This is a genomic window from Bacillus benzoevorans (assembly GCF_014207535.1).
GTDB lineage: Bacteria > Bacillota > Bacilli > Bacillales > Cytobacillaceae > Bacillus_BD > Bacillus_BD benzoevorans.
Genome location: NZ_JACHGK010000032.1, coordinates 1 through 23,471 on the forward strand (window position 1 = coordinate 1; position 23,471 = coordinate 23,471).

Annotated in this window: 15 protein-coding genes, 8 tRNA genes and 1 rRNA gene; all 24 read left to right on the forward strand. The window is 36.2% G+C overall.

Annotated elements, in window-relative coordinates; translation table 11 throughout:
- Positions 1-94, forward strand: a 5S ribosomal RNA gene (rrf, locus tag HNR53_RS22230); the annotation flags it as partial.
- Between the two features lie 136 nt (positions 95-230).
- Positions 231-305: transfer RNA gene (locus tag HNR53_RS22235), tRNA-Asn, on the forward strand.
- Between the two features lie 40 nt (positions 306-345).
- Positions 346-418 (forward strand) — tRNA-Thr (locus tag HNR53_RS22240).
- Between the two features lie 14 nt (positions 419-432).
- A tRNA-Glu gene (locus HNR53_RS22245) sits at positions 433-507 on the forward strand.
- Between the two features lie 12 nt (positions 508-519).
- Positions 520-595, forward strand: a tRNA-Val gene (locus HNR53_RS22250).
- Between the two features lie 31 nt (positions 596-626).
- Positions 627-699: transfer RNA gene (locus HNR53_RS22255), tRNA-Thr, on the forward strand.
- 10 nt (positions 700-709) lie between these two features.
- A tRNA-Tyr gene (locus HNR53_RS22260) sits at positions 710-793 on the forward strand.
- Positions 794-860: 67 nt separating this feature from the next.
- Positions 861-935: transfer RNA gene (locus HNR53_RS22265), tRNA-Gln, on the forward strand.
- Between the two features lie 6 nt (positions 936-941).
- Positions 942-1,014 (forward strand) — tRNA-Lys (locus HNR53_RS22270).
- A gap of 139 nt (positions 1,015-1,153) precedes the next feature.
- On the forward strand, positions 1,154-1,834 hold the full coding sequence (gene modB, locus HNR53_RS22275; protein WP_184530238.1) for a molybdate ABC transporter permease subunit: 681 nt from the start codon (positions 1,154-1,156) through the stop codon (positions 1,832-1,834).
- 406 nt (positions 1,835-2,240) lie between these two features.
- Positions 2,241-2,804 (forward strand): RNA polymerase sigma factor SigW, encoded by a 564-nt coding sequence (gene sigW, locus HNR53_RS22280; protein ID WP_184530240.1) that lies wholly within the window; start codon positions 2,241-2,243, stop codon positions 2,802-2,804.
- Positions 2,805-2,820: 16 nt separating this feature from the next.
- Entirely contained in the window at positions 2,821-3,462 is a 642-nt protein-coding gene (locus HNR53_RS22285; protein ID WP_184530242.1) for an anti-sigma factor family protein, read from the forward strand.
- Between the two features lie 215 nt (positions 3,463-3,677).
- Positions 3,678-4,505, forward strand: a complete 828-nt coding sequence (cdaA, locus tag HNR53_RS22290) for a diadenylate cyclase CdaA (RefSeq protein WP_184530244.1) — start codon at positions 3,678-3,680, stop codon at positions 4,503-4,505.
- A complete protein-coding gene (locus HNR53_RS22295; protein ID WP_184530246.1) occupies positions 4,498-5,802 on the forward strand; it encodes a CdaR family protein in 1,305 nt (434 codons plus the stop codon). Before cdaA ends, HNR53_RS22295 begins: the two co-directional genes overlap by 8 nt.
- A gap of 107 nt (positions 5,803-5,909) precedes the next feature.
- A complete protein-coding gene (glmM, locus tag HNR53_RS22300; RefSeq protein ID WP_184530248.1) occupies positions 5,910-7,262 on the forward strand; it encodes a phosphoglucosamine mutase in 1,353 nt (450 codons plus the stop codon).
- A gap of 519 nt (positions 7,263-7,781) precedes the next feature.
- Entirely contained in the window at positions 7,782-9,584 is a 1,803-nt protein-coding gene (gene glmS, locus HNR53_RS22305) for a glutamine--fructose-6-phosphate transaminase (isomerizing) (protein WP_184530250.1), read from the forward strand.
- A 164-nt stretch (positions 9,585-9,748) separates the two neighbouring features.
- Positions 9,749-10,972 (forward strand): hypothetical protein, encoded by a 1,224-nt coding sequence (locus HNR53_RS22310; protein ID WP_184530253.1) that lies wholly within the window; start codon positions 9,749-9,751, stop codon positions 10,970-10,972.
- An 18-nt stretch (positions 10,973-10,990) separates the two neighbouring features.
- The gene (locus tag HNR53_RS22315) at positions 10,991-11,800 is read left to right on the forward strand and encodes a TnsA endonuclease N-terminal domain-containing protein (RefSeq protein WP_184530255.1); all 810 of its coding nucleotides are present in this window, start codon (positions 10,991-10,993) and stop codon (positions 11,798-11,800) included.
- Positions 11,800-13,938 (forward strand): Mu transposase C-terminal domain-containing protein, encoded by a 2,139-nt coding sequence (locus tag HNR53_RS22320; RefSeq protein WP_184530257.1) that lies wholly within the window; start codon positions 11,800-11,802, stop codon positions 13,936-13,938. The genes HNR53_RS22315 and HNR53_RS22320 overlap by 1 nt, the downstream gene beginning before the upstream one ends.
- Positions 13,931-15,502, forward strand: a complete 1,572-nt coding sequence (locus HNR53_RS22325; protein ID WP_184530258.1) for an ATP-binding protein — start codon at positions 13,931-13,933, stop codon at positions 15,500-15,502. Before HNR53_RS22320 ends, HNR53_RS22325 begins: the two co-directional genes overlap by 8 nt.
- Before the next feature lie 12 nt (positions 15,503-15,514).
- Positions 15,515-17,404 carry a TnsD family Tn7-like transposition protein gene (locus tag HNR53_RS22330; RefSeq protein ID WP_184530260.1) on the forward strand — a complete coding sequence of 630 codons (1,890 nt, stop codon included), beginning with the start codon at positions 15,515-15,517 and terminating at the stop codon, positions 17,402-17,404.
- Positions 17,379-18,932, forward strand: a complete 1,554-nt coding sequence (locus HNR53_RS22335) for a Tn7-like element transposition protein TnsE (RefSeq protein WP_184530263.1) — start codon at positions 17,379-17,381, stop codon at positions 18,930-18,932. The genes HNR53_RS22330 and HNR53_RS22335 overlap by 26 nt, the downstream gene beginning before the upstream one ends.
- Entirely contained in the window at positions 18,899-20,152 is a 1,254-nt protein-coding gene (locus tag HNR53_RS22340) for an MBL fold metallo-hydrolase (RefSeq protein ID WP_184530265.1), read from the forward strand. The genes HNR53_RS22335 and HNR53_RS22340 overlap by 34 nt, the downstream gene beginning before the upstream one ends.
- A gap of 11 nt (positions 20,153-20,163) precedes the next feature.
- Positions 20,164-23,286 (forward strand): NACHT domain-containing protein, encoded by a 3,123-nt coding sequence (locus HNR53_RS22345; protein WP_184530267.1) that lies wholly within the window; start codon positions 20,164-20,166, stop codon positions 23,284-23,286.
- Positions 23,287-23,471: the final 185 nt, after the last annotated feature.

Sequence of the window (23,471 nt, forward strand, 5' to 3'; positions counted from 1 at the left end):
TCACACCCGTTCCCATCCCGAACACGGAAGTTAAGCTTCTCAGCGCCGATGGTAGTTGGGGCTTTGCCCCTGTGAGAGTAGGACGCCGCCAAGCATATTATTCCGCAGTAGCTCAGTGAGCCGCATCGTCCTGCAGAGGATGCGGCTTGCAACAAAAGCCAAAGGCTTTTGAAGCACAAATCACTGCTCTATTTTGCACACTATATATATTAGTGAAAAATACTCTATTTTCCGCAGTAGCTCAGTGGTAGAGCATTCGGCTGTTAACCGAACGGTCGTAGGTTCGAATCCTACCTGCGGAGCCATATGATTACTTGATTTATCTTTACTGGCATTTGAGTTATTGCTTCCATAGCTCAGCAGGTAGAGCACTTCCATGGTAAGGAAGAGGTCATCGGTTCGAATCCGATTGGAAGCTTAAATAAACATTTTGGCCCGTTGGTCAAGCGGTTAAGACACCGCCCTTTCACGGCGGTAACATGGGTTCGATTCCCATACGGGTCACCATTTAAATTATGTGGAGGTTTAGCTCAGCTGGGAGAGCATCTGCCTTACAAGCAGAGGGTCGGCGGTTCGAGCCCGTCAACCTCCACCATATTTTAATCTAGAGTACAAATTAATATTTTGCCGGCCTAGCTCAATTGGTAGAGCAACTGACTTGTAATCAGTAGGTTGGGGGTTCAAGTCCTCTGGCCGGCACCTTAAATCTGGAGGGGTAGCGAAGTGGCTAAACGCGACGGACTGTAAATCCGTTCCCTTGGGTTCGGCGGTTCGAATCCGTCCCCCTCCACCATTTATGCATAAGTAAGAGACAAATGGACAAGCTATAACTGTCCTTTTTATTTTATTAAATCAATTATTGGGCTATAGCCAAGCGGTAAGGCAACGGACTTTGACTCCGTCATGCGTTGGTTCGAATCCAGCTAGCCCAGCCATTTTTTGAGCCATTAGCTCAGCTGGTAGAGCATCTGACTTTTAATCAGAGGGTCGCAGGTTCGAATCCTGCATGGCTCATAAAGATTTAAAAAAGACAATCCGTATTGCGGGTTGTCTTTTTGTTGTGTGATAATTGATTATAATATATTATGGTTAGCTAGATTTAGGGATAGAGGTGTAAATATGCAGGAACATGCATTAAAGGTATATGGGCAATATGGATATTCAACTAACTAGTATATTTAGGGAAGAGTTTTTTACCCCCATATGGATCTCGTTAAAAATAGCTGTAATAGCGGGAGCGGCCGTAATCATATTAGGGACACTGACAGGGCGTTTATTAGCCCGAAGAAACTTTAAGGGAAAGACCGTCATGGAAACGCTGCTTATGCTGCCAATGGTCCTCCCTCCAACTGTAATTGGTTTCTTTCTAATTGTCATCTTTGGAAAAAAAAGTCCGGTTGGACAGGCTATTGAATGGCTCTTTCATCAGCCGATTATTTTCACGTGGTGGGCAGCTGTTATTGCATCGGCAGTTGTAGCCTTCCCGCTTATTTATCAATCGGCAAAATCCGGATTTGAAGGAGTGGATTCCGACATTGAAGAAGCAGCCAGGGTAGACGGCGCCAGTGAGTGGAAAATATTTTTCCTTATTACGATTCCGCTGGCCTCCAAATCTCTCATTTCAGGGAGTATATTAAGCTTTGCACGTGCCTTAGGAGAATTTGGTGCTACTTTGATGTTTGCAGGCAATATTCCAGGGGAAACCCAGACTATCCCCACAGCCATTTATATTGCCATTGATTCAGGCAATATGACAATGGCCTGGCTATGGGTTATCTCTATCGTAATCATCTCTTTTATCATGATGCTGATAGTCCGTGTTAAACAATCATGAACATAAATCTAGGGGCCGCCCCAAAGCAAAGGCGCTAAGAACCACAATATATTATCTGACATCACATTGCATAATTAAGCATTGGATATAGAAAAATTGTGGATGACACCTTATGGGACAGCCCTTTTATTACGTGGTTCTCTCTTCTGCCATTAAGATTGAGAAATAGTCAGTGCTGCAGTAGCGTTAATGGGTTCATTATTTGGCGAAATACTATTATAATAGGAAAAAAGAGGAAATCTATTTGAACATTACCTAATTTATCCACCTACATAAGGTGTGCATGACTGCTTAGCATCGTGTTTATTACAATTGAATATTTGTTAAAAAATTTATGGTGAAAAAGTGAAACCTTTTCCGGTATCGATTCGTATATCGAGTAGCCGCATAGAGCGGAGGTAAAAGAATGGAAGCACTTGTGAAAGAGAGAATAAAACAAGTATTAAAGGGAGACCGAAATGCATTTGGAGAAGTGGTAGAGCTTTATAAAGATAAAGTGTTTCAATTGTCATTTCGAATGCTTGGCAACAGACATGAAGCGGAGGATATAGCACAAGAAGCATTTATTCGTGCCTATGTTAATATTCAAAGCTATAATTTGAATTTGAAGTTTTCAACCTGGTTATACCGGATCGCCACGAACCTTTGTATTGACAGAATACGGAAAAAGAAACCCGATTATTATCTGGACGCCGAAGTAGCAGGAACAGAAGGGTTAACGATGTATTCACATATCGCATCCAATACTCCATTGCCCGAAGATGATGTTGAAAGTCTGGAGCTTAAGGAATCAATACAAAAAGAGATCTCAAAATTGCCCGAAAAGTACCGTTCTGTTATTGTATTAAAATACATTGAGGAATTATCATTAAATGAAATCAGTGAAATATTAGATCTTCCTCTAGGAACGGTAAAAACGAGAATTCATCGTGGACGGGAAGCTTTAAGAAAACAATTACGACATGTGTGATAAGAAGGTGAGAACTTTGAAATGCCCAACAGAAATGATTAGTTATATGCATGAGTATCTAGACGAGGATATCTCTGTCGAGCATGAAAATAGGTTACGGGAACATTTAAACGAATGCATGGAATGTAAAACACATTTCAACCAATTAAAGAAAACCATTGCCCTTGTGCAAAGCACATCCCATATAAAGGCGCCGGCTGATTTTACAGCAAATGTAATGGCTATGCTGCCAAAGGATCAGAAGAAGCACAGAAGGAAGCTAAAGCATTGGTTTATGAGCCATCCATTGTTAACGGCCGTCTCGATGTTCCTTGTCCTGATGGGTGGAAGCATGATGTCTGTCTGGAGCGGAGAGCAGCAGTTTTCAGTATCCAAACAGCCTAATTTAATTGTGAAAAATGACACGGTTATTGTCCCAGAGGGAGAAGTAGTAAAAGGCGATGTGGTGGTGAAAAACGGCACCCTCAAAATCGAAGGGGAAGTCGATGGCAATGTTACAGTTATTAATGGAGAACAATATATGGCTTCGGCGGGAAAAGTAACGGGAAGTATCGAGGAAATTAATGAAGTATTTGAGTGGATCTGGTACCATGTGAAGAATACCGGAAAAGATGTTATAAACATGTTTGGTGAGCAAAAAGAAACGGCAGCGAATTAACTTGGAACTCCCTATATTTTGACAGGGGGTTTTTTGTTTTTAACACGAAAATATCCCGTTTGTCTGCCCTGATCATCGATTGGTAATCCGCACATTTGTGTTATAATGGATAGGCTACGTGTAAAAGGGTTATAACATACGGGGATCAATCGTGATTCCTCATTGAGTTAAATAAATCTGTACCAAAGCTTACTAAAATAATTGGGGGAAGGACAATGTTGTTTGCAGATCTGCCACTGATGAAATATTTAGCCAATATCGTTGATATCCTCCTTGTTTGGTACGTCATCTATAAATTAATCATGATTGTAAGAGGAACAAAGGCGGTACAACTGCTAAAAGGAATTTTCGTCATTCTTCTTGTCCGCTTTATCAGTGAAATCTTCCAGCTCCAAACAATCTTTCGGATTACGGATCAGGTTATTTATTGGGGATTTTTAGCGATTATTATTATTTTCCAGCCGGAGATTCGAAGAGCTCTCGAGCAGTTAGGACGGGGAAAGATTTTCTCCAGGAGCAGCTCGCGGGAGGAAGAAGATCAGGAAGGTATGCTCGAAGCGATTTTTAAAGCTGTCGATTATATGGCCAAACGCCGGATAGGAGCCCTTATTTCAGTTGAAAGGGATACTGGAATGGACGATTATGTTGAGACAGGGATTGAGTTAAATTCAAGAGTTTCAGCGGAATTATTAATTAATATTTTTATCCCGAATACACCGCTTCATGATGGTGCAGTGATTTTACAAAGAAACAGAGTAGCGGCAGCAGCCTGTTATCTGCCCCTATCGGAGAGCCCGTTTATTTCAAAGGAATTAGGGACAAGACACCGTGCAGCGGTTGGTATCAGTGAAGTAACCGATAGTATTACAGTTGTTGTGTCAGAGGAAACAGGAGCGGTTTCTTTGACAAAGAACGGGGAACTGCACCGGGATTTAAGCAAAGATAATTTTAGGGAAATGCTTACGAAAGAGCTGGTAACTCAAATAACAGAAAAATCCGTTTCTCCATCCCGCTGGAATTGGAGGAGGAAGAAAAATGGATAAATGGCTGGATAAACTAATCGATAACCGCAACTTTATGAAATTAGTTGCACTCGTCATGGCCCTGCTGTTATTTGGTTCTATTTATGATAGTAATAATGAAACAAATGATATCAATATCCCGGGTGAACAGGATAAAGAAACGATAGCAGACATCCCGGTGAAAAGTTATTTTGATACAGATAATCTGGTTGTTTCCGGTGTGCCCGAAACAGTAAAAGTGACTTTGAAGGGTCCGAAACCTAATTTGCAGAACGCTAAGGCGCAAAAGGATTTTGAGGTTTACGCCGATCTATCACAGGCAAAGGTAGGGAGGCAGCGTGTACAGCTGCAAATAAGAAATCTATCAGACAAGCTGTCAGCTGAGATAGACCCTGAATATGTTAATGTAACCGTGCAGGAAAAGGTCTCAAAGGAATTCAATGTAGAAGTTGAGTTTAATAAAAAGATGGTCGCGGAAGGCTATGAGGCGGGACCCGCGATTGTGAAGCCTGGCAGAGTGAAAGTTACGGGCGGAAAAAGTGATATTGAAAGTATCAGCTATGTGAAGGCGATTGTGGAAACAGGGGGTAACCTTAACTCAACATTTGATAAATCGGCACCGGTCTTTGCCTTTGATAAGTATTTCAAAAAGTTGAATGTCACAATAGAACAAGAGACCGTCAGGGTAACCATTCCAATTAAGCTGGCGAATAAAAAGGTCCCCATAGAGGTAGTGGAGAAAGGAACACCGCCTGATGGGGTGACGATTGATTCTATTACCCTTGATACAAAGGAAGTGAAGATTTCGGGCAGTGAAGAGGTATTAAACGCAACAGAAAAAGTGCGGATAGAGGTTGATGTCAGCACGATAGGCAGAAATACAGAGTTGGATCTCCCGATTATTATCCCGGAAGGAATAAAAGAGTCAGAACCGAAAATGGTGAAGGCGGCAGTAAAGGTTACGCTGGATAGTGAAGAGGCGATTACGACGAATGTCGCGGAAACAAAAACCTTTTCCGATTTGCCTATTAGTATAACTGGGTTATCAGAGGAACTAAGCCTAACATTCCAGAATCCGCCGGGTGGAAAAACAAGTGTCACTGTTAAGGGGACAAATGAGGAAATGGAAAAAATTACGGAATCTGATTTTCAGCTATCACTAAATGCAGCCAATTTGAAAGAAGGCGAGCATGAGGTGCAGATTCAAGTAACAGGTCCGGAAAATGCGAACTGGTCCCTTGCAAATGAAAAGGCAAGAATTATCATTCAAGCGAAACAGCTGAATAACGGACAGGCGCCGGAAAATGGAACACGATAATAAAAAACAATATGATGTAAAGGAAATGGGAGAGGTTCTTTAGCCATTAATCCTGTCATCCTTAAGTCATGATCATAGGAAATAATCCTAAAGGAGCGATTCAAGAAATGGGTAAATATTTCGGTACTGATGGAGTACGCGGAGTGGCGAATACAGAATTAACACCTGAGTTAGCCTTTAAATTAGGGCGCGCAGGCGGTTATGTATTAACGAAGAATAAAGAGCGGCCAAAAGTGTTAATTGGCCGTGATACAAGAATTTCAGGCCATATGCTTGAAGGGGCACTTGTAGCCGGACTTCTCTCCATTGGTGCAGAGGTGATGCGATTAGGGGTTATCTCCACACCAGGAGTATCTTATTTAACGAAAGCAATGGGTGCTCAGGCAGGAGTGATGATTTCTGCTTCACATAATCCAGTTGCTGATAATGGAATAAAATTCTTTGGTCCTGATGGTTTTAAATTATCCGATGAGCAGGAATTGGAAATTGAGCAGTTGATGGATATGGAAAGTGATCAGCTTCCAAGACCAATCGGCGCTGACTTGGGTCAGGTTAACGACTACTTTGAAGGCGGTCAAAAATATCTCCAATATTTAAAACAGACAGCTGACGAGGATTTTTCCAATATCCATATTGCATTAGACTGCGCCCATGGGGCAACATCTGCGCTTGCTACTTATTTATTTGCTGATTTGGATGCAGATATTTCAACGATGGGAGCATCGCCAAACGGCTTGAATATTAATGATGGTGTTGGATCGACTCATCCTGAAACACTGGCATCCTATGTAAAAGAAAAGGGAGCCGATGTGGGTCTTGCTTTTGACGGTGACGGTGACCGTTTAATTGCCATTGATGAAAATGGGGACATCGTCGACGGTGATCAGATTATGTACATTTGTGCCAAGTATATGAAGGAACACGGGCGCTTAAAGCATGGAACCGTTGTTTCTACAGTCATGAGCAATCTCGGTTTCTATAAAGCTTTAGAAGCTCATGGCATTGCCAGTATTCCAACCGCTGTAGGTGACCGTTATGTTGTTGAAGAGATGAAAAAAGGCGGCTATAACTTAGGCGGTGAACAATCAGGTCATATTATTTTCCTTGACTATAACACCACTGGAGACGGTCTCTTAACAGGTGTTCAGCTGGTTAATATTATGAAAATGACGAAAAAACCACTTTCAGAACTTGCCGGGGAAATGAAAAAGTTCCCGCAAATGCTTGTTAATATCCGTGTTACCGATAAGCATCATGTGACAGAAAACGAAAAAGTGAGCGCAGTTATTGCTGAAGTGGAAAAAGAGATGAACGGCAACGGACGCATTTTAGTCCGCCCTTCAGGAACTGAACCGCTTGTCCGCGTGATGGCTGAGGCTTCTACGGAAGAACTGTGCGCCTCCTATGTAAACCGCATTGCCGCAGTTGTGAAGGAAGAAATGGGTTTGGCGGAAGTATAATAATTATTTATATGCATAAGGGAACTTCACCTTCCTTTATGCATATTTTAATATAGGAGACCTTTAAGGGAATGGAAAATTCAGGATAGCAATTGACGAAGGTTTCTATTTAATGTATGATATTTGTGTTTCTGTGCACATGGAAAACGAGTGACTAGTAAGAGAAGAATTACCCGTTTTACAGTGCATTTTTTAAAGCGCCTGAACTAATCCCTCGAACGAGCAGCACCGGATTAGTTGACGAGGAGGAGGTTTATCGAAGTTATCGGCGGATACCTCCCGGTTGTACCGGCACAATCGACAGTTCTTCTTTAAATCATTAAGGCAACTTAATGGACAAAGGGAAGAGATTGCTGGTGAAAAAAAGATGAGATGCGGGGACAAGTTGCCCCCGATGATCGTTCAAATTTTGCCTTTCCTGCTTGAAAGCGACCGATCGCTTGCAATAAGTTTGAGAGCCAGTGTTTTCATTTGAACGGAGGCTTCTTGATCCCGCTCTTTTAGGGAGGAAGAATACGAATGTGTGGAATTGTTGGTTATATAGGCACACAGGATTCAAAGGAAGTTTTATTAAAAGGATTAGAGAAACTGGAATACCGCGGCTATGACTCTGCCGGAATTGCAGTCATGGGTGAGGAACATGTCCAGATTTTTAAAGAAAAAGGCAGGATTGCTGATTTACGCAAAATCGTTGATCCAAACTTTTTTGCCAATGTAGGGATTGGTCATACACGCTGGGCAACCCATGGCGTGCCGAGCCAAAAAAATGCTCATCCTCATAAAAGTGCTTCAGGACGTTTCACGCTTGTTCATAATGGTGTGATCGAAAATTATGAAGGATTAAAACGTGAATATTTAATGGATGTTCCGCTGAAGAGCGATACAGATACGGAAGTAATCGTGCAATTAGTGGAGAAGTTTGCGGACAGCGGTCTTTCTGTGGAAGAAGCGTTCCGTACCACGCTTAAACAGTTAAAGGGTTCCTATGCCATTGCCTTATTGGATGAGCTTAATCACGATATGATTTATGTAGCGAAAAATAAATCCCCTCTTCTCATTGGGCTTGGAGATACTTTCAACGTGGTGGCCAGTGATGCCATGGCGATGCTTCAGGTAACGGACCAATTTGTGGAAATCATGGATAAGGAAATCGTTATTGTCACGCAAAATAATATTACCATTAAAAACCTTGATGGCGATGTAATTGAGCGCAGCCCATACACAGCTGAACTTGATGCAAGTGATATCGAAAAAGGAACGTATCCGCATTTCATGCTGAAGGAAATTGATGAGCAGCCGCTAGTTATTCGTAAAATTATCCAGAAGTATCAAAATGAAGCAGGAGAACTACAGATTGATCCAAAGATAATCGATGCGGTAAAGGGGGCCGACAGAATCTATATTATCGCAGCCGGTACCTCTTATCATGCTGGTCTTGTCGGCAAACAATATATTGAAAAGCTGGCAAGTATTCCGGTTGAAGTTCATATTTCTAGTGAATTCGGCTATAACATGCCTTTATTATCTGCGCAGCCGCTGTTTATATTCATTTCGCAGAGCGGTGAAACAGCAGATAGCCGTGCCGTTCTAGTGCAAATTAAAGCAATGGGTCATAAAGCCTTAACCATTACCAATGTGCCTGGTTCCACTTTATCAAGGGAAGCGGATTATACGCTGCTGCTGTATGCGGGTCCAGAAATTGCCGTTGCTTCTACAAAGGCCTACACAGCTCAAATTGCGGTATTAGCAATTTTGGCACAAGTAACAGCACAGGCTGTTGGCAGAGGAAACGATATGGATCTGCTGCAGGAATTTGGTATCGCCGCAAACGCCATCGAAATGCTTTGTGATTCTAAAGTGGAATTCGAGGATATGGCAAGAGAGTATTTAGCAATAACCCGGAATGCCTTCTTTATTGGCCGTGGCATTGACTATTATGTTGGTCTTGAAGGTGCGTTGAAGCTGAAGGAAATCTCCTATATCCAGGCAGAAGGCTTTGCCGGCGGGGAATTAAAACACGGTACGATCGCCCTGATTGAAGACGGAACACCTGTCATCGCACTGGCGACACAGGCAAGCGTCAATTTAAGCATCCGCGGAAATGTAAAGGAAGTGGTGGCACGCGGCGCACATCCATGTATTATTTCCATGAAAGGTCTTGAATCAGAAGAAGATCGCTTTGTGATTCCAGCGGTCCATGAATTATTAACACCACTAGTTTCCGTTGTGCCGCTGCAGCTCTTTGCTTACTATGCAGCTTTGCACCGCGACTGCGATGTAGATAAACCACGTAATTTGGCAAAATCCGTAACAGTTGAGTAATAGGGTATATGAATAGATTAGTTGTTGTTAACGAATAATAAAGTTGTTTAAAAATAATAAAGTCATTTAAAAAATAATAAAGTTGTTTAGATATGGAAGTTCAACACCCATTCGCTTATAATTGAAATAAGCGAACGGGTGTTTTTGGTTTGGAGGGATTTTCAATGAATTTATCAATTGATGATTTAGATTTTAGTAACTTAGATAAAAGATTAAGCCATCTATCTAAAGAACAAATTGCAGAATTAATAGCAGCATATTATGATGGGGAAAAAATTAAGGACCTTTTGTCAGAATATGAAATAAAAACAACCGCATCAAATCTAGTGAAAATATTTCCTGCAGTGTTAAATGGTGAGTATTGTATAAAATGTGAATCGCCTATTGTTATGCATCTAGAATCTAGATCTTACTCTAATTATTTTAATAATCATCAGAAATATTGTTCTAGTTGTGGACATCAAGAAACATCTTTTTGTATCTGCGAATTTTGTAAAAAAGAAAGAATGGAAGCAAAAAGATTAGAGGAAGAGAGCCAAAAAAGGTTAATAGAGAAGAAAAGACAATTATTATGTGAGCATTATGAAGAAGACAATTGGGAGATGATCTTAGAGACAGATTTAAGCTTAGAAGATAGACTTTATTTAGCGGTTATATTACGAGGTGCTCTTTCGGAAGATACAAGCTATATTGAACCTTTAGAAAACATTAAGGGGAAAATAGCACCTACAATAGAATATGAAAGAGAGATAATAATTACATTAACAGGTAGAAACATTTTAGTTCCTAGCTTGAAATCAAAAGTAGATGACTTTGAAATAGAGTTTGTATCGGAAGATGAAGAACAATATAAAATTGCTTACTATATCTATAAAGTTCATTATCGTTTGAATGTCATGCCAGAAGATGACGACTACGATGCTATGATTAAGCGGTTAATGTATCCTCATTTGAACGATGAAGAAGGTTTTAAAGATTTTTGTTACGGGATATGGAGACAAGTTGCACTTAATGAATGCTTACAGTATTTGTTATATCAAATGCATAAAGTGGGCTATACATTTAATCCTGGAGAGAAGACGATAAAGGTTTTTGAGGAGCTTTTAGAACATTTCTCAGTCTCACAGATTTATAGCATTATTTATCGGTCAGTTGCTAACAGCACTCAAAGATATCAAGCTAGAGAAATCACAAAAATCCATGCTCAAAATTCAGTCATATCTTCATGTGAAAGTTATGGTCAACGAGCAATAGCGCAGGGATGGAAATTAACTCATTATGCACGTTTAAGAGATTTACCGGAAACGTATATTAGCAATGTTTTATTTACATCAATTATGCAAATAGCAGAACTGGGTTTTTCAGAAAAACCTACGCCAGATTTCTAAATGAAATGAGGAGACTATATGGCTAAACGTCAAATAGGTTGGACTGAAGCAAAAATCTCTCGATACATTAAGGAAGGTAGAGGGCAAGGTGAACTTGCTCTTTACAAGCCTTGGTTAACTATTCAAGATGTACCATCTAGCGGACGTGTTCATCGCTTTATAGGGTGGAAAACATCACGTGAGCATCATTTATTATCAGATTTAGAATTTAACTACCTTTGCTTCTGTGATTGGGCAGACAATGTAATAGATATTCGTGAGCAATTCCCTTTAGATCGAGAAGTAACATTACAAATAGCTGACGACTTAGGTATAAAACATCCTCTCGATAATAAAACAAATACCACTATCGTTATGACAACTGACTTTTTCTTAACGATACGTGAAGGGTCTTCAATTGTTTATAAAGCTCGGACTCTTAAATTTGAAAAAGACCTCAATGACGAAAGAGTTATCGAAAAATTTGAAATAGAAAAACGCCATTGGGAACGACAAGGAATTGATTGGGCAATCGTAACAGAAAAAGAATTACCACAAACTTTACTTAGTAATTTAAAGTTTTTACGTGATGCCTATTTTGTTGATGAAGATGAAAAAGTAGATTTGCTAATGAACGAATGGACTAACTTCAGAGGTACAGTACTTGAAAATTTACAAGCCTTTGATGTGAAATATAACTTTGAAATGGGAACAGCAATTAGTTTATATAAATATGCATTAGCAAAGAAATTGTTAAAGGTTGATATGAATAAAAAAATCGATTTAAAGGAAGACGTTGCTAATATATTGCTTATGAAAACATCTGATGTCAATAAGAGGTGGGCTTAGTGAATTTTTATGTGAATGAAATTTTGCAAGACTACCAGCAAGAAAGTTTATATAGAATTCTTTGGCTTGATCCAAGTAATTCAATTATGTATATTTTAGAGCTTAATAATCCAAAGGCATTCCCCGAAAAGAAGTTAGTTTCTGAAATGACAGATTTAATCGTTGTTGGAGAATGGAGAAAGATTATCGATAATTCCTATGATGTAATAGTGTCTAATGAGTATGAAAATAAGCACTATGAAGCGAGAGATGCTGCATGGGTAATTATTGAGGATATTGTAAAAGAAGAGCCGGCTATTTACGAAAAGTCTTTTCGTACAGAGTTAATAAAAGAAGTTCAAGAGAAGCATGATGTAACCTATCCAACTATACGCAAATATTTATATAAGTATTGGTCTAGAGGAAAAACGATTGATGCCTTACTGCCAGACTATAAAAATTCCGGTGCAAAAGGAAAAGAGCGAAAGGCTGGAGAAAATAAGCGCGGTAGACCTCCTGTTTATGGGGTTAAGGGGATAAATGTTGATGAAGAAACAAAAAGAATTTTTAGGTTAGCAATTGAAAAATACTACCTAACTTCAAAGCAGAATAGCTTAACAGCAGCATATAAGTTTATGTTAAAAGAGTTTTATGCAGAGAATATTTATTACGAAAATGGTGTTGAGAAGGTTTTGTTAAAGGACGAAGATGCTATTCCTACTCTTACACAATTTAAATACTGGTATCAAAAAGAATACAACGCTTCTGAAGTATTAACAGCAAGAAAAGGTGAAAAACGTTTTAATAAAGATCATCGCGCGGTGTTAAATACATCTCAGTCAGAAGTATTCGGACCGGGCTCTCGTTATCAAATTGATGCAACAATTGCAGATGTTTATTTAGTTTCAGAAGTAAATCGTAATTGGATTATTGGACGTCCTGTTGTTTATTTAGTAATGGACGTTTTTAGCAGAATGGCAGTCGGTATGTATGTAGGATTAGAAGGTCCGTCATGGGCTGGAGCTATGATGGCATTAACAAATGTTGTTGCTGATAAAAAAGCATATTGTTCAGAGTATGATATTGAACTTAATGAAAACGATTGGCCAAGTCGCCATCTACCAGAAATTTTGTTGGCAGATAAAGGTGAATTTGAAGGGTACAATGTTGAACGACTAGTTAGAGCATTTAATTTACATGTCGAAAATGCAGCTTCATATCGAGCAGATTGGAAAGGTATTGTTGAAAAGCAATTTGATTTAATTCAAAAGAAAGTAAAACCGTTGCTGCCAGGCTATATTGATGTGGATTTTCAAGAGCGTGGGGCAAAGGATTACCGTCTAGATGCCAAACTTACTTTAAAAGAATTTACACAGATTCTAATTAAACAAATTCTACAGTACAATACTAAACATTATTTAAAATCATACGTGAGAGATAGAGATTTAGTTTCCGATAATGTTCAACCTATTCCTATTGAATTGTGGCGTTGGGGCATACAAAATCGTACAGGTAAGCTACGAATTGTTTCAGAAGAACTAGTAAAGCTACAGTTACTGCCAAGAGGTAACGCAACGGTAAATCATAAAGGAATTCAATTTAAAGGGATTTCTTATAGCTGTGATAAAGCGATTAAAGAAAGTTGGTTTGAAAATGCAAGAATGAAAGGCTCGTGGAAAATAGAATTAGCTTTTGATCCGAGAAATATGAGCCATGTTTATGTAATAGACGAAACAATAGGTTATTTTGAAGAATGCTATATGTTAGAGGTCTCTAAAAGGTATGAAGGTTTAAGCTTAGATGAAATAACATATTGGAGACAACAAGAAAGACGAATAGAACAAGACCAAAATCACAAGCAGCTTCAAAAGGAGATAGATTATATTGCAGATGTTGAAGCAATTATTAAGCAAGCAGAAAAAGAGAAAAAAGCTCATCAGGATAGAACATTAAGTAAAGCTGAACAAGTAGGGGCTATTCGAGATAATCGGAAAGTAGAAAAAGATAGACAGCGTAAAGTTGAATCTAAGCCTATCATTGAAAAACAGGTAGAAGCTACAGAGGTCATTCTATTTCCTCAAAACGTTGCTGAAACAGACTTTAAGCGACCTAATGTGCGAGAATTTTTAAAGCGTAGAAAGGAAGATAAGAATGAATGAACAATCAAACTTCCGAAATATCACACCAGCTGTATATAAAGAGCAAGAAGTAATTGATTTCAGAGGTAATCCTTTAATTGAAGCATTACCGCCCATTCTTTCACCAGAGGAAGCATATGAAAAATTAAGCTATTATCCACCTTATGATGAGCAGGAAATAAATTTACCTACACATATACGTTACCATGCGATTCCTCGTATCAATAAGTTTTTTCAGCCAGTTATGCAGCACTTAGATTTAGAACAACGGTTTTCAAGATTACTTCGCCATGGATATGTTAGTAGAAATCCTAGATTGCCAGATTACAATCGTGCATTAAACGGCTCTCGAGATATTCGTTCAACAGCATCGAGTATGACATTAATGGGCTTCTCAGGTATTGGTAAAACAACAGCGATAGAGCGTATTTTATCGCTTTATCCGCAAGTTATTTTACATGAACATCCATTAAATTTAATGCAAGTTGTATGGATTAAGCTTAACTGTCCACACGATGGTTCATTAAAATCGCTATGCTTAGATTTCTTTTTAAAAATGGATCATCTTCTTGGAACAAATTATTATGAGAAGTTTGGCAGTCGCCGAAATTCAATTAGCTCTATGGTTACTAGAATGGGCCAGATTGCTAGGTTACATTGTATTGGAGCAATCATCATTGATGAAATTCAGCATTTATTAGCTACAAGAGATAATAATTCGGAGAAGATGATGAACTTCTTCGTTACGTTAATTAATGAGGTTGGTGTACCCGTAATATTAATTGGAACGATGAGAGCAAAGGCAGTATTACAACAAGATTTTCGTCAAGCACGTAGGGGTAGTGGACAAGGCGATATGGTTTGGCAGCAAATGAAAAAGGATGACGATTGGAATTTGTTGATAGAAAGCTTATGGGAATATCAATGGATTCAAAATCGAACAGATTTGACTGAGGAAATAAATCGAACCTTGTATGACGAAAGCCAAGGAATAGTAGATATTGCGGTAAAATTATTTGCATTAGCGCAAGGCAGAGCTATCGAAACAGGTGCAGAGATTATCACGTCAGCAGCTATTAAACAAGTAGCAAAAGATGATTTAAAGCTTGTACAACCGATGCTGAAGGCTTTAAGAGATGGTCGAACAGCAGAATTAGAAAAATATGCTGATATTATGCCAATGGATATTGAAGAATACTTGGTATTACGACAATCAAAAGTAGATTTAAGGGCAACCATTCAGAAAAAGAAAGAGTTGCAAGCTCGAAAACGTCAAGAAAAGCAGTCTTCTTATGTAGAAACTATCATGAGTTCGTTAATTGCATTAGGAATAGGTGTTGAGATAGCACAAAAGGCAGCTACAAAAACAATAAATGAACATGGAAACATGGATTTACCTTCACAAATGAAAATGGCTATTACTTTAGCAGAAGAGTTGAATATGCCAAAAGAAAAAGTAGCCAAGAAACAAAATGGAACGTTATTGACAATCGTAGAACAAGCAAAGAAAAGTAAACAGTCGAACTATGAAGCATTGAAGGAAGCCGGATATATAAAGTCGGCATTGGATGAATTTGCAATGTAGGAGGCATAAAATATGCTTAGTTACTTCCCGAAACTTTATCCAGATGAATTATTATATAGTTGGTTTGCTCGTTATCATGACCATTCAAGTAACGAAAGTTCAAAGCAAACAATGCAAGAGCTATTTGGAAATGTGAGTTCGGTCGCTGTAGTTGATTTGCCTAGCAATTTAAATGCTTTTCATGAAAAGATAAATCATTTTAATCCACCGAAAATAAACGATTTGATTTGTAATCATACTTTGTATAATTACTACACATTTTTTCAAACAAATGATATTAAGAAAAGAGCAATGGATTATCTAAAGTACGGTGGCAAACCAGGGGCGATTCATATGTTCCTAGGCATTGCCGCATCCATAATAAAAGATGGGCAGTATCTTCGCTTTTGCCCTAGCTGTGTAAAACAGGATACAGAAAAGTATGGTGAAGCTTACTGGCATGTTAGCCACCAATTACCAAAAGTATATTACTGTCATATACATCAAGAGTTACTTCACAATTCAAACATAGAATTACGCAACCCTCATAAACATGAATTTATTTCAGCTGAAAGAGCTGATTTAGTATCACCACATTTAATTAATTTATATTCACCAAAGACTGATCAGTATTTAAGAAGGCTTTCAGATGAAAGCATTAATTTAATAAATCTTATAGAAATAATTGAAACAGAAGAATTATCAGCTATTTATAAGTACTTAATGCAAATAAATGGTTACGCTAATCATTTAGGGAAAGTGCATCAGCAATATTTTACGAAGCAATTTAAAAGATATTATGGTAAAGAATTTCTAACATTAGTAGATTGTGATTTCGATGAACATTCTGATACATCATGGTTAAGAAGTATTGTTAGAAAGCACCGTAAAGCATTTCATCCTGTACAACACTTGTTGTTATTGGGATTATTAAACGTATCAGTTAAAGATTTAGAACAGTTTAAAGGGAAGCAGTATCAACCTTTTGGACAAGCACCGTATCACTGTTTGAATCCAGCAGCGGACCATTATAAAAAGCGCGTTATAGCAGAAGTAACTATTACAACTTGTACGGATACAAGAAGACCGGTAGGAACATTTAGTTGCGAATGTGGATTTATTTATTCACGTCGCGGACCAGATATGGCAGAATCAGATAGTTTCAAAATTGGGAGAATCAAAGCTTTTGGAGATGTGTGGTTAGCAAGATTAAAAGAATTAGTTCCTGAAGGATTAAGTTATTATCGTATTGCACAAGTTTTGAAATGTGATTATACAACTGTAAAAAAATACGCTGAGCATCAGAAGTCTTATAATCATCAAAATAATCTATCCATATCACTTTTTAAAATTGAGAAAGAAAATGAGTGGGTCAATCTGTTAAGAGGATATCCTAATTTTACAATTACTCAGCTGAGAAATGAAGCGCCAGCCTTGTATGCTTGGCACTATCGAAATAATAGAGAATGGTTAAAGAAACATTATCCAAAGGCATCCACAAAACCGATTATTAATAAACGAGTAGATTGGGAGAAGCGTGATTTGGAAATATTGACTCAAGTTAAGCAGGTTATTCAAGAATTATATTCGCTTGAAAAACCAGTGTATGTAAATAAAAGTCGAGTAGGAAAAGCTATTGGGCAATTGTCATTAATTGAAAAGCTATTAGATAAATTACCAAAAACAAAAGCCTATCTTGTTCAAAATTTAGAAACGCGTGAGCAATATCAAATTCGCCGTATTAAATGGGCTTGTAAGAAGCTTTATCTAGAAAAGGAAGAGCAGATAGTAGAATGGAAAGTTCAACGTTTAGCGGGACTTAGAAAGAGCTTAAGTGTAAAAGTAGAAAATGCTTTACGAGATGAAATTAGATGGTATCAGCAAGGGGAAATGCCGATTGAAATTAAGACCATGGACTTTTGATAAGGATAAAGAGGTTGTTTTGACATGGATAGGTAATGCAAAAATTACTGACGGTCAATGGCGTATAAGAGCAGGCTTTCAATATGATAATCAAATTGAAACGTTAGAGTTTCCGATTGCAGCACTGCTTTTATTGAAAGTGGGAGCATTTTATAAAGATGGACAAATAATGGAGTCTAATACTACAGGAATCATTTATGATGCGAAAATTCCTAAATTAGATCAATGTAAGGTTATCAGCGCATTAGATGCGTGTAAAGAGGTTGGTTACTTCTTATTTGCTAACCCAGAATTTATGAGCCAGTCTGTATTTAAATTCGTAGTGGAAGATAAAACATATGACCTTCCACAATTTGAATTCATTCGTGCTGTTTTTGGTGTTAATACAGTGATAACTAACGCTATGATGCGACCAAATGGTTTGGAAATGTTAGTTAAAGCTACAAGATTAAATAATCCGAAAGCTTATTTGGAACTGGAAGATGATATTCCTAATAACATTATAAAAGATGAAAATTTTATTCGTTATTTTGCTTGGTTATATTTTAGTCCAAGTATCAAAGCATCGTTTGAATCCGTTTATACGCTACTTACACTTAAACAAGGCAAAAAGGAATATTTGAATCTAGAAGTACAGCTTCCAGAGATCTTTAATACACAAATTAGATTTAGAGGAATACAAAAAGGTAATAAGTTTTTGATTTTACAATGGTTAGGATCAGATATGGAAGGAACCACCTTTACTGATATCAAAGTTAAACATAAGGCTTTTAAGAAAAGAATAGCAGCGCCTGGTAAACGTAAATATCGAAAATCATTCAAAGAAGATACTACTGAAAATCTCTTAAATGATGATTCAACTAAACGTTCTAAGCAAGATGCAAATCAACAAGTACAGGATATACCGAGTACACAGTTACAATTTAATAATCTTGCTCAGGTACATAAAATTTACGGTGATACTCAAGAAGTGAGTAAAGGTGATATTTATATATTAAATCATGGGAAAGGTGGCGGTATTCAAAAGCAGCAACAAATAGTAGGACTTGATGAATCAATTTATGGGGGAACTATTCAACCGATTGATTTTAAAACTTTAGAAGTTACGAAGGATATTGGATGGCAAGGGTTAGAGAAGTTTATAAAGATGATTCAATTATTAGCTCAAGATGCAAATAAATATCAAGTAGCAATGAATTTTGTTTATCTGCCATTAGGAAGGAAATTTTCATTTATTAATGACAATTTAAGAAGATGTGCGTGTTTGGTTAAAGTCATAAATTATTTAACAAATAAAACTCAGTATGTGATTGAAATAGCAACGCCTGATGGTAAGTCGTTATCTACGTTGATTATCTATCAATCCAATGTTGATGAGAAATTTTTAAGAGATTTGCTACAGAAGTTAATGTTACAAAGTGGTTCATGGAATAAAAAGATTTTAAGTAGCTTAGATTGTGAAAAATTAAAACACACAAGTAATACTTTAGTTGATTGGAAAGACAAGTTAATAATGAAATTGAAGTAAAGAGAGATGATAAAGTATTGATAAATATAAAAATGTACCCTGCTGAAAATGGGGATTGTTTTTTAATCTCCTTGGGGGAAAAAAATCGTAAACATATATTAATTGATTGTGGATATGCAGATACATACTATAACTATTTGAAAGAGGATTTACAAGAATTAAAAAAGCTAGGTGAGAAAATAAATTTATTTATTTTAACTCATATCGATGAGGATCATATACTGGGGGCAATTGCCTTTATTGAAGATAATAATAAGTCTAAAAATATAGAAATAGAAGAAGTCTGGTATAACTGTTATCGACATTTACAGATGGATAAAAATCAAGGGACTCTAAGTGATAAGGAAAAAAGAATATTACAAAGAGAAATTGCATTAGGAGAATCATATGTGAAGAGAGAGTCATTCAGTGAAATTAGTAAATCTGAAGTAAGTGTAAAACAAGGTTCTACTCTGGGTGCCCTATTATTAGCAGGGGGATATAAATGGAATAGTAGTTTCGAAGGTAAGGCTGTATCACAAGATAATATTGAAAAAATTAAATTTGGTGATGTATTTATTAATATACTTTCACCTAATAACGAGAAATTAGAAAAATTGAAGAAAAAGTGGCTAAAAGAACTTACAAATAAGAAGTGGAATTTTAACATTACAGAAGATCAGTTATTTGATGATGCTTTCGAGTTTATGTTGCTAATGTATGAAGAATTACAGATTGATAAAACAGAAGTTTCTTTAGAAGAAAACAAAACTATTGAATCAGTAGAAAGACTTATTCAAGGGAAAGTAAATCTTGACAATTCTCCAACAAATGGATCTTCGATAGCTATTTGTATTAATTATGAAGGAAGGAATCTATTGTTTTTAGCTGATGGGCATCCAGATATTTTATATGAAAATATATATAATTTAGGGATTGAAAAATTTGATTTAGTAAAAGTTCCACACCATGGGAGTAGAAAAAATATGACATTAAAGTTATCAGAGGTATTAAAAAGTGATAGATTTTTAATTTCCACTAACGGTAGTAAGCATACACATCCTAATTTAGAATCTTTAGCAAAACTTATTTATAAGAATAAGGACATAAATAAAGAATTTTATTTTAATTATGAAACAAAAGCATCTAAATGGATTTGCACAGAAGAAATGAAAAAGAGCTTTAATTTAGAGGTAGTTGTGGGAACTGGTTCCTCACCCCTAAATATAGCTGTAGATTAGGAGGGGAAGTAATGGATTTTTCATCTAGAGTGTCTATACCAAGAATTGAATGTGGCAATCTAACTTCAAGCGGTTTTTTAGTTTCAAATGATAAGGTTATTACAGCATTACATGCTATAAAACCTTATTTACAAAAAGAAGTTGAAGTGATTAAAGTAACTTTTATTAATGAGCAAGGATTAGAAATCGCATTTAACGCAGAACCTCTATTGAATGTAGGTGGTTGGGAAGAATATGAGATTATTTGTTTGCAACTAAATCAGCAAGTGGAAGATTTTGAAATTATTAAATGCATAGATTATAGGTTCTATTCTACAACTGAGTGCATTACTTATGGGTACCCAGCAGTTGCAAAAGAAAAAGGTACATCAATAGATTTGGAAATCCGAAACGAGTTTAAAGATGTAGACATTGACTACGGCTCTAATTTAGATATTAAGGTAAAATCTGATTCTATTAAAGATTATAGTGGTTGTTCAGGAGGACCATTACTATACAATAATCAAGCAGTCGCTGTTATGTTAGAACAAGTAAGTGAAAGTAAAGAAGCAAGTAGACTTTGTGCGATAAGCCTCTATGTTTATAGAGAATACCTAAATTTAATAGGAGTTCCACTTTTCACAAAGAAACATGAGTCAGAATACGAAGAATATATCTTATCATTAAAGTATACATTACAAGAACAATTGGAAAATAATTTAAAAAGAAATATAGAAGAAAATAAAGTGAATCCCTTAGGCTTTTCTATATCTGTTCAACCTAAACAACGTAGTAAAGAAGATATCAGTTTTAACAAAATCTTAGAAGATGATCAATCTGTGATAATTTTGTCAAAACCCGGTGGTGGAAAGACATACTTATTACATATGCTTATGTTAGAGATTATTGAAAATCCACAGGTCTCTATTGGTAAGGTACCAATCTATCTAAAAGCTAAGGAATGGTATAGAGGGTATGAAAAGATTGTAGAAGGAATAAGAAACGAGTTAGTGTATTATTTACCGGATATCAAAGATGAGCAAATAATTGAGGGTTTAAAATCTGGTAAATACATTTTACTTATAGATGGATTAGATGAAGTAATTAATAATAAGGACCTGTTTATTAGAGAAATACGTAGAGTATCCCAATTTGAAAAAACTAAGATTATTATGACTTGTCGTCAGCAAAACTATCATAATGAATTTTATAAAATATTAACAGAATATACCCTAAAAGCTTTGTCTGATACACAAATTCAAGAATATATTGAAACTGTATTTGAAGAAAGGGTTCATTATGGTTACATTCATGAACTAAAAAAACAATTAAAAGATTTAATCGAGAATCCGCTATTTCTTTATATGACTGCTCACATTATGAAAGAGATGACTGATAAAATCATACCAAAAAATAAATCTGAGTTATATGCGATGTTTATATCTTATATTATGCAAGAAAGATTATTAAAAGATGGAACATATCTAGAAATGGCTTTTGAATTTGATGTTAAAGAAGAAATATTAATGGAATTTGCCTATTTGAATTTTAGGAAAAAAAATAGCTCGGTAAAGCTTAGAGATGTAGTAGGTAGTCGAATTGAGGGGCAAGAGAATTTAAATTTAATAAAAAAAGAAATATTGCAAACTGGAGTTCTTTTGGAAGAAAGAAATCGCATAGAATTCTTCCATCCCTCAATAGAAGAATATTTTGTAGCTCTTAAGCTTTCGAGACTTCCTGAAGATGAGATTTCGAATTTTGTTGACATAAATTATTTAAATGAAGGTTATTATGAGGTATTTAAATTTACGTCTGGTCTTTTAAGAAATTATGAGCAACAAAATTTAATTCTAGACAAATTAGAGACAAAGGATATCTATTTATATCGTCAATGTTTAGAATCAAGGTTTAACTTTAATAATAATTTAGATAAGATTTGGACAAATGAGTATCTAGAGGAATATTTTACACAGATGCGAAGCAGTTATTTGAATATCATAGATAACTTCTTTGAGAGTATAAAGCGTGAATTTTACCCCTGGTGCGAGCAACAAGATCTTTGTAACAATGATAATATTGCTATTGTAGGGGCTTTAGACAGAGCTAGCTTAACTCTAAGTATAGAAATAGTAAGAAATGATATAGATGAAAGAACTATTATAGTAAGTGAAGAAGCAGGATCTGCTACCATGGAGAGACAAGATGAGGATGGAAATGTTATAAGTATACCTATTATTTCTTTACAATCATCTAATCATTGGTATTTTGATCTTAGAAAAACAGATTTAGGTTTAGACTCTTCGAGAGAAGTTGCTCTTTACATTATAAAGAATCAATTAAAAGAATTGATAGAAAAAGAAAGATTATATAATTACGAATCTCCAGAAAGTATAGTCCCTTGTATTGAATATGTTTTGAATAATTTACCGAGTCAATATTTCTCTATAAGAGATTTAAATGGTGAAGTAAGTAAAGTTAGTTTAAGTAAACACCCTGTACAGCATATTCTTAAAGTTCTCTTATATGGAGATAATATTTTTAAATATGCGCAATCAAGAAGTTCCTATGGTCGTTTAAATAATGAATTTATAACAGGTGTTCTAATGAGGTTTTTTAAATTAATAGGTGAAAGGATAGAATTCAAAGATTATTTATTACCTCAATCAGATATAAAGCCAAATAAAAATATTTGTTCTTCTTGGGAGTTATGGAGCAATGAAAGAATTAAAGAGAGATTAAAAAAGTTTTTTGAATTCTATCAAAGAGCGTATCGAACTTTAGTAGAGCAATGCTTTCCTTCAATTTATCAGCATATGAGATTGTATGCTATTGGTCCTGTTAGATTTGAAATTGGATTAAGCAAGTATAAAGAACACTATACAGGCATTAGTATAGAGTGGTTTCCAGTGAAGTCGATAGGTGAATCGGCAGTAATTTTTAAGGCAGAGCAAACAAAGTCATTTGGAGATGTTGACTTTGAAAGAAGACTGGCTTTGATTGACCAAGAGCTTTTAAAGCTGAATAGGAACTTAATTGGAGGGCATTCACTTCAAACTGCTGCAATAGATCAATATCTTTATGATGATAAAAAGTTGAGAAAGATGGTTTATAAAGAAATAGAAAATGAATTAGAGTTTATATTAGGTAAATTTTAAGTTTCACTGCATGGTAATATTATGTTGTTAAAACATGTAAGGGGGTACCGTTTTATTTTGATGAATTCTAAAGTTGTAATTTTATGATACTTATGGTATGTCAACACTAAACTAGACAATTTTTTTATGGTCTTTGTTCCTATATTCGACTGGGCTTAAATAATCAAGGGTACTGTGAATTCTGA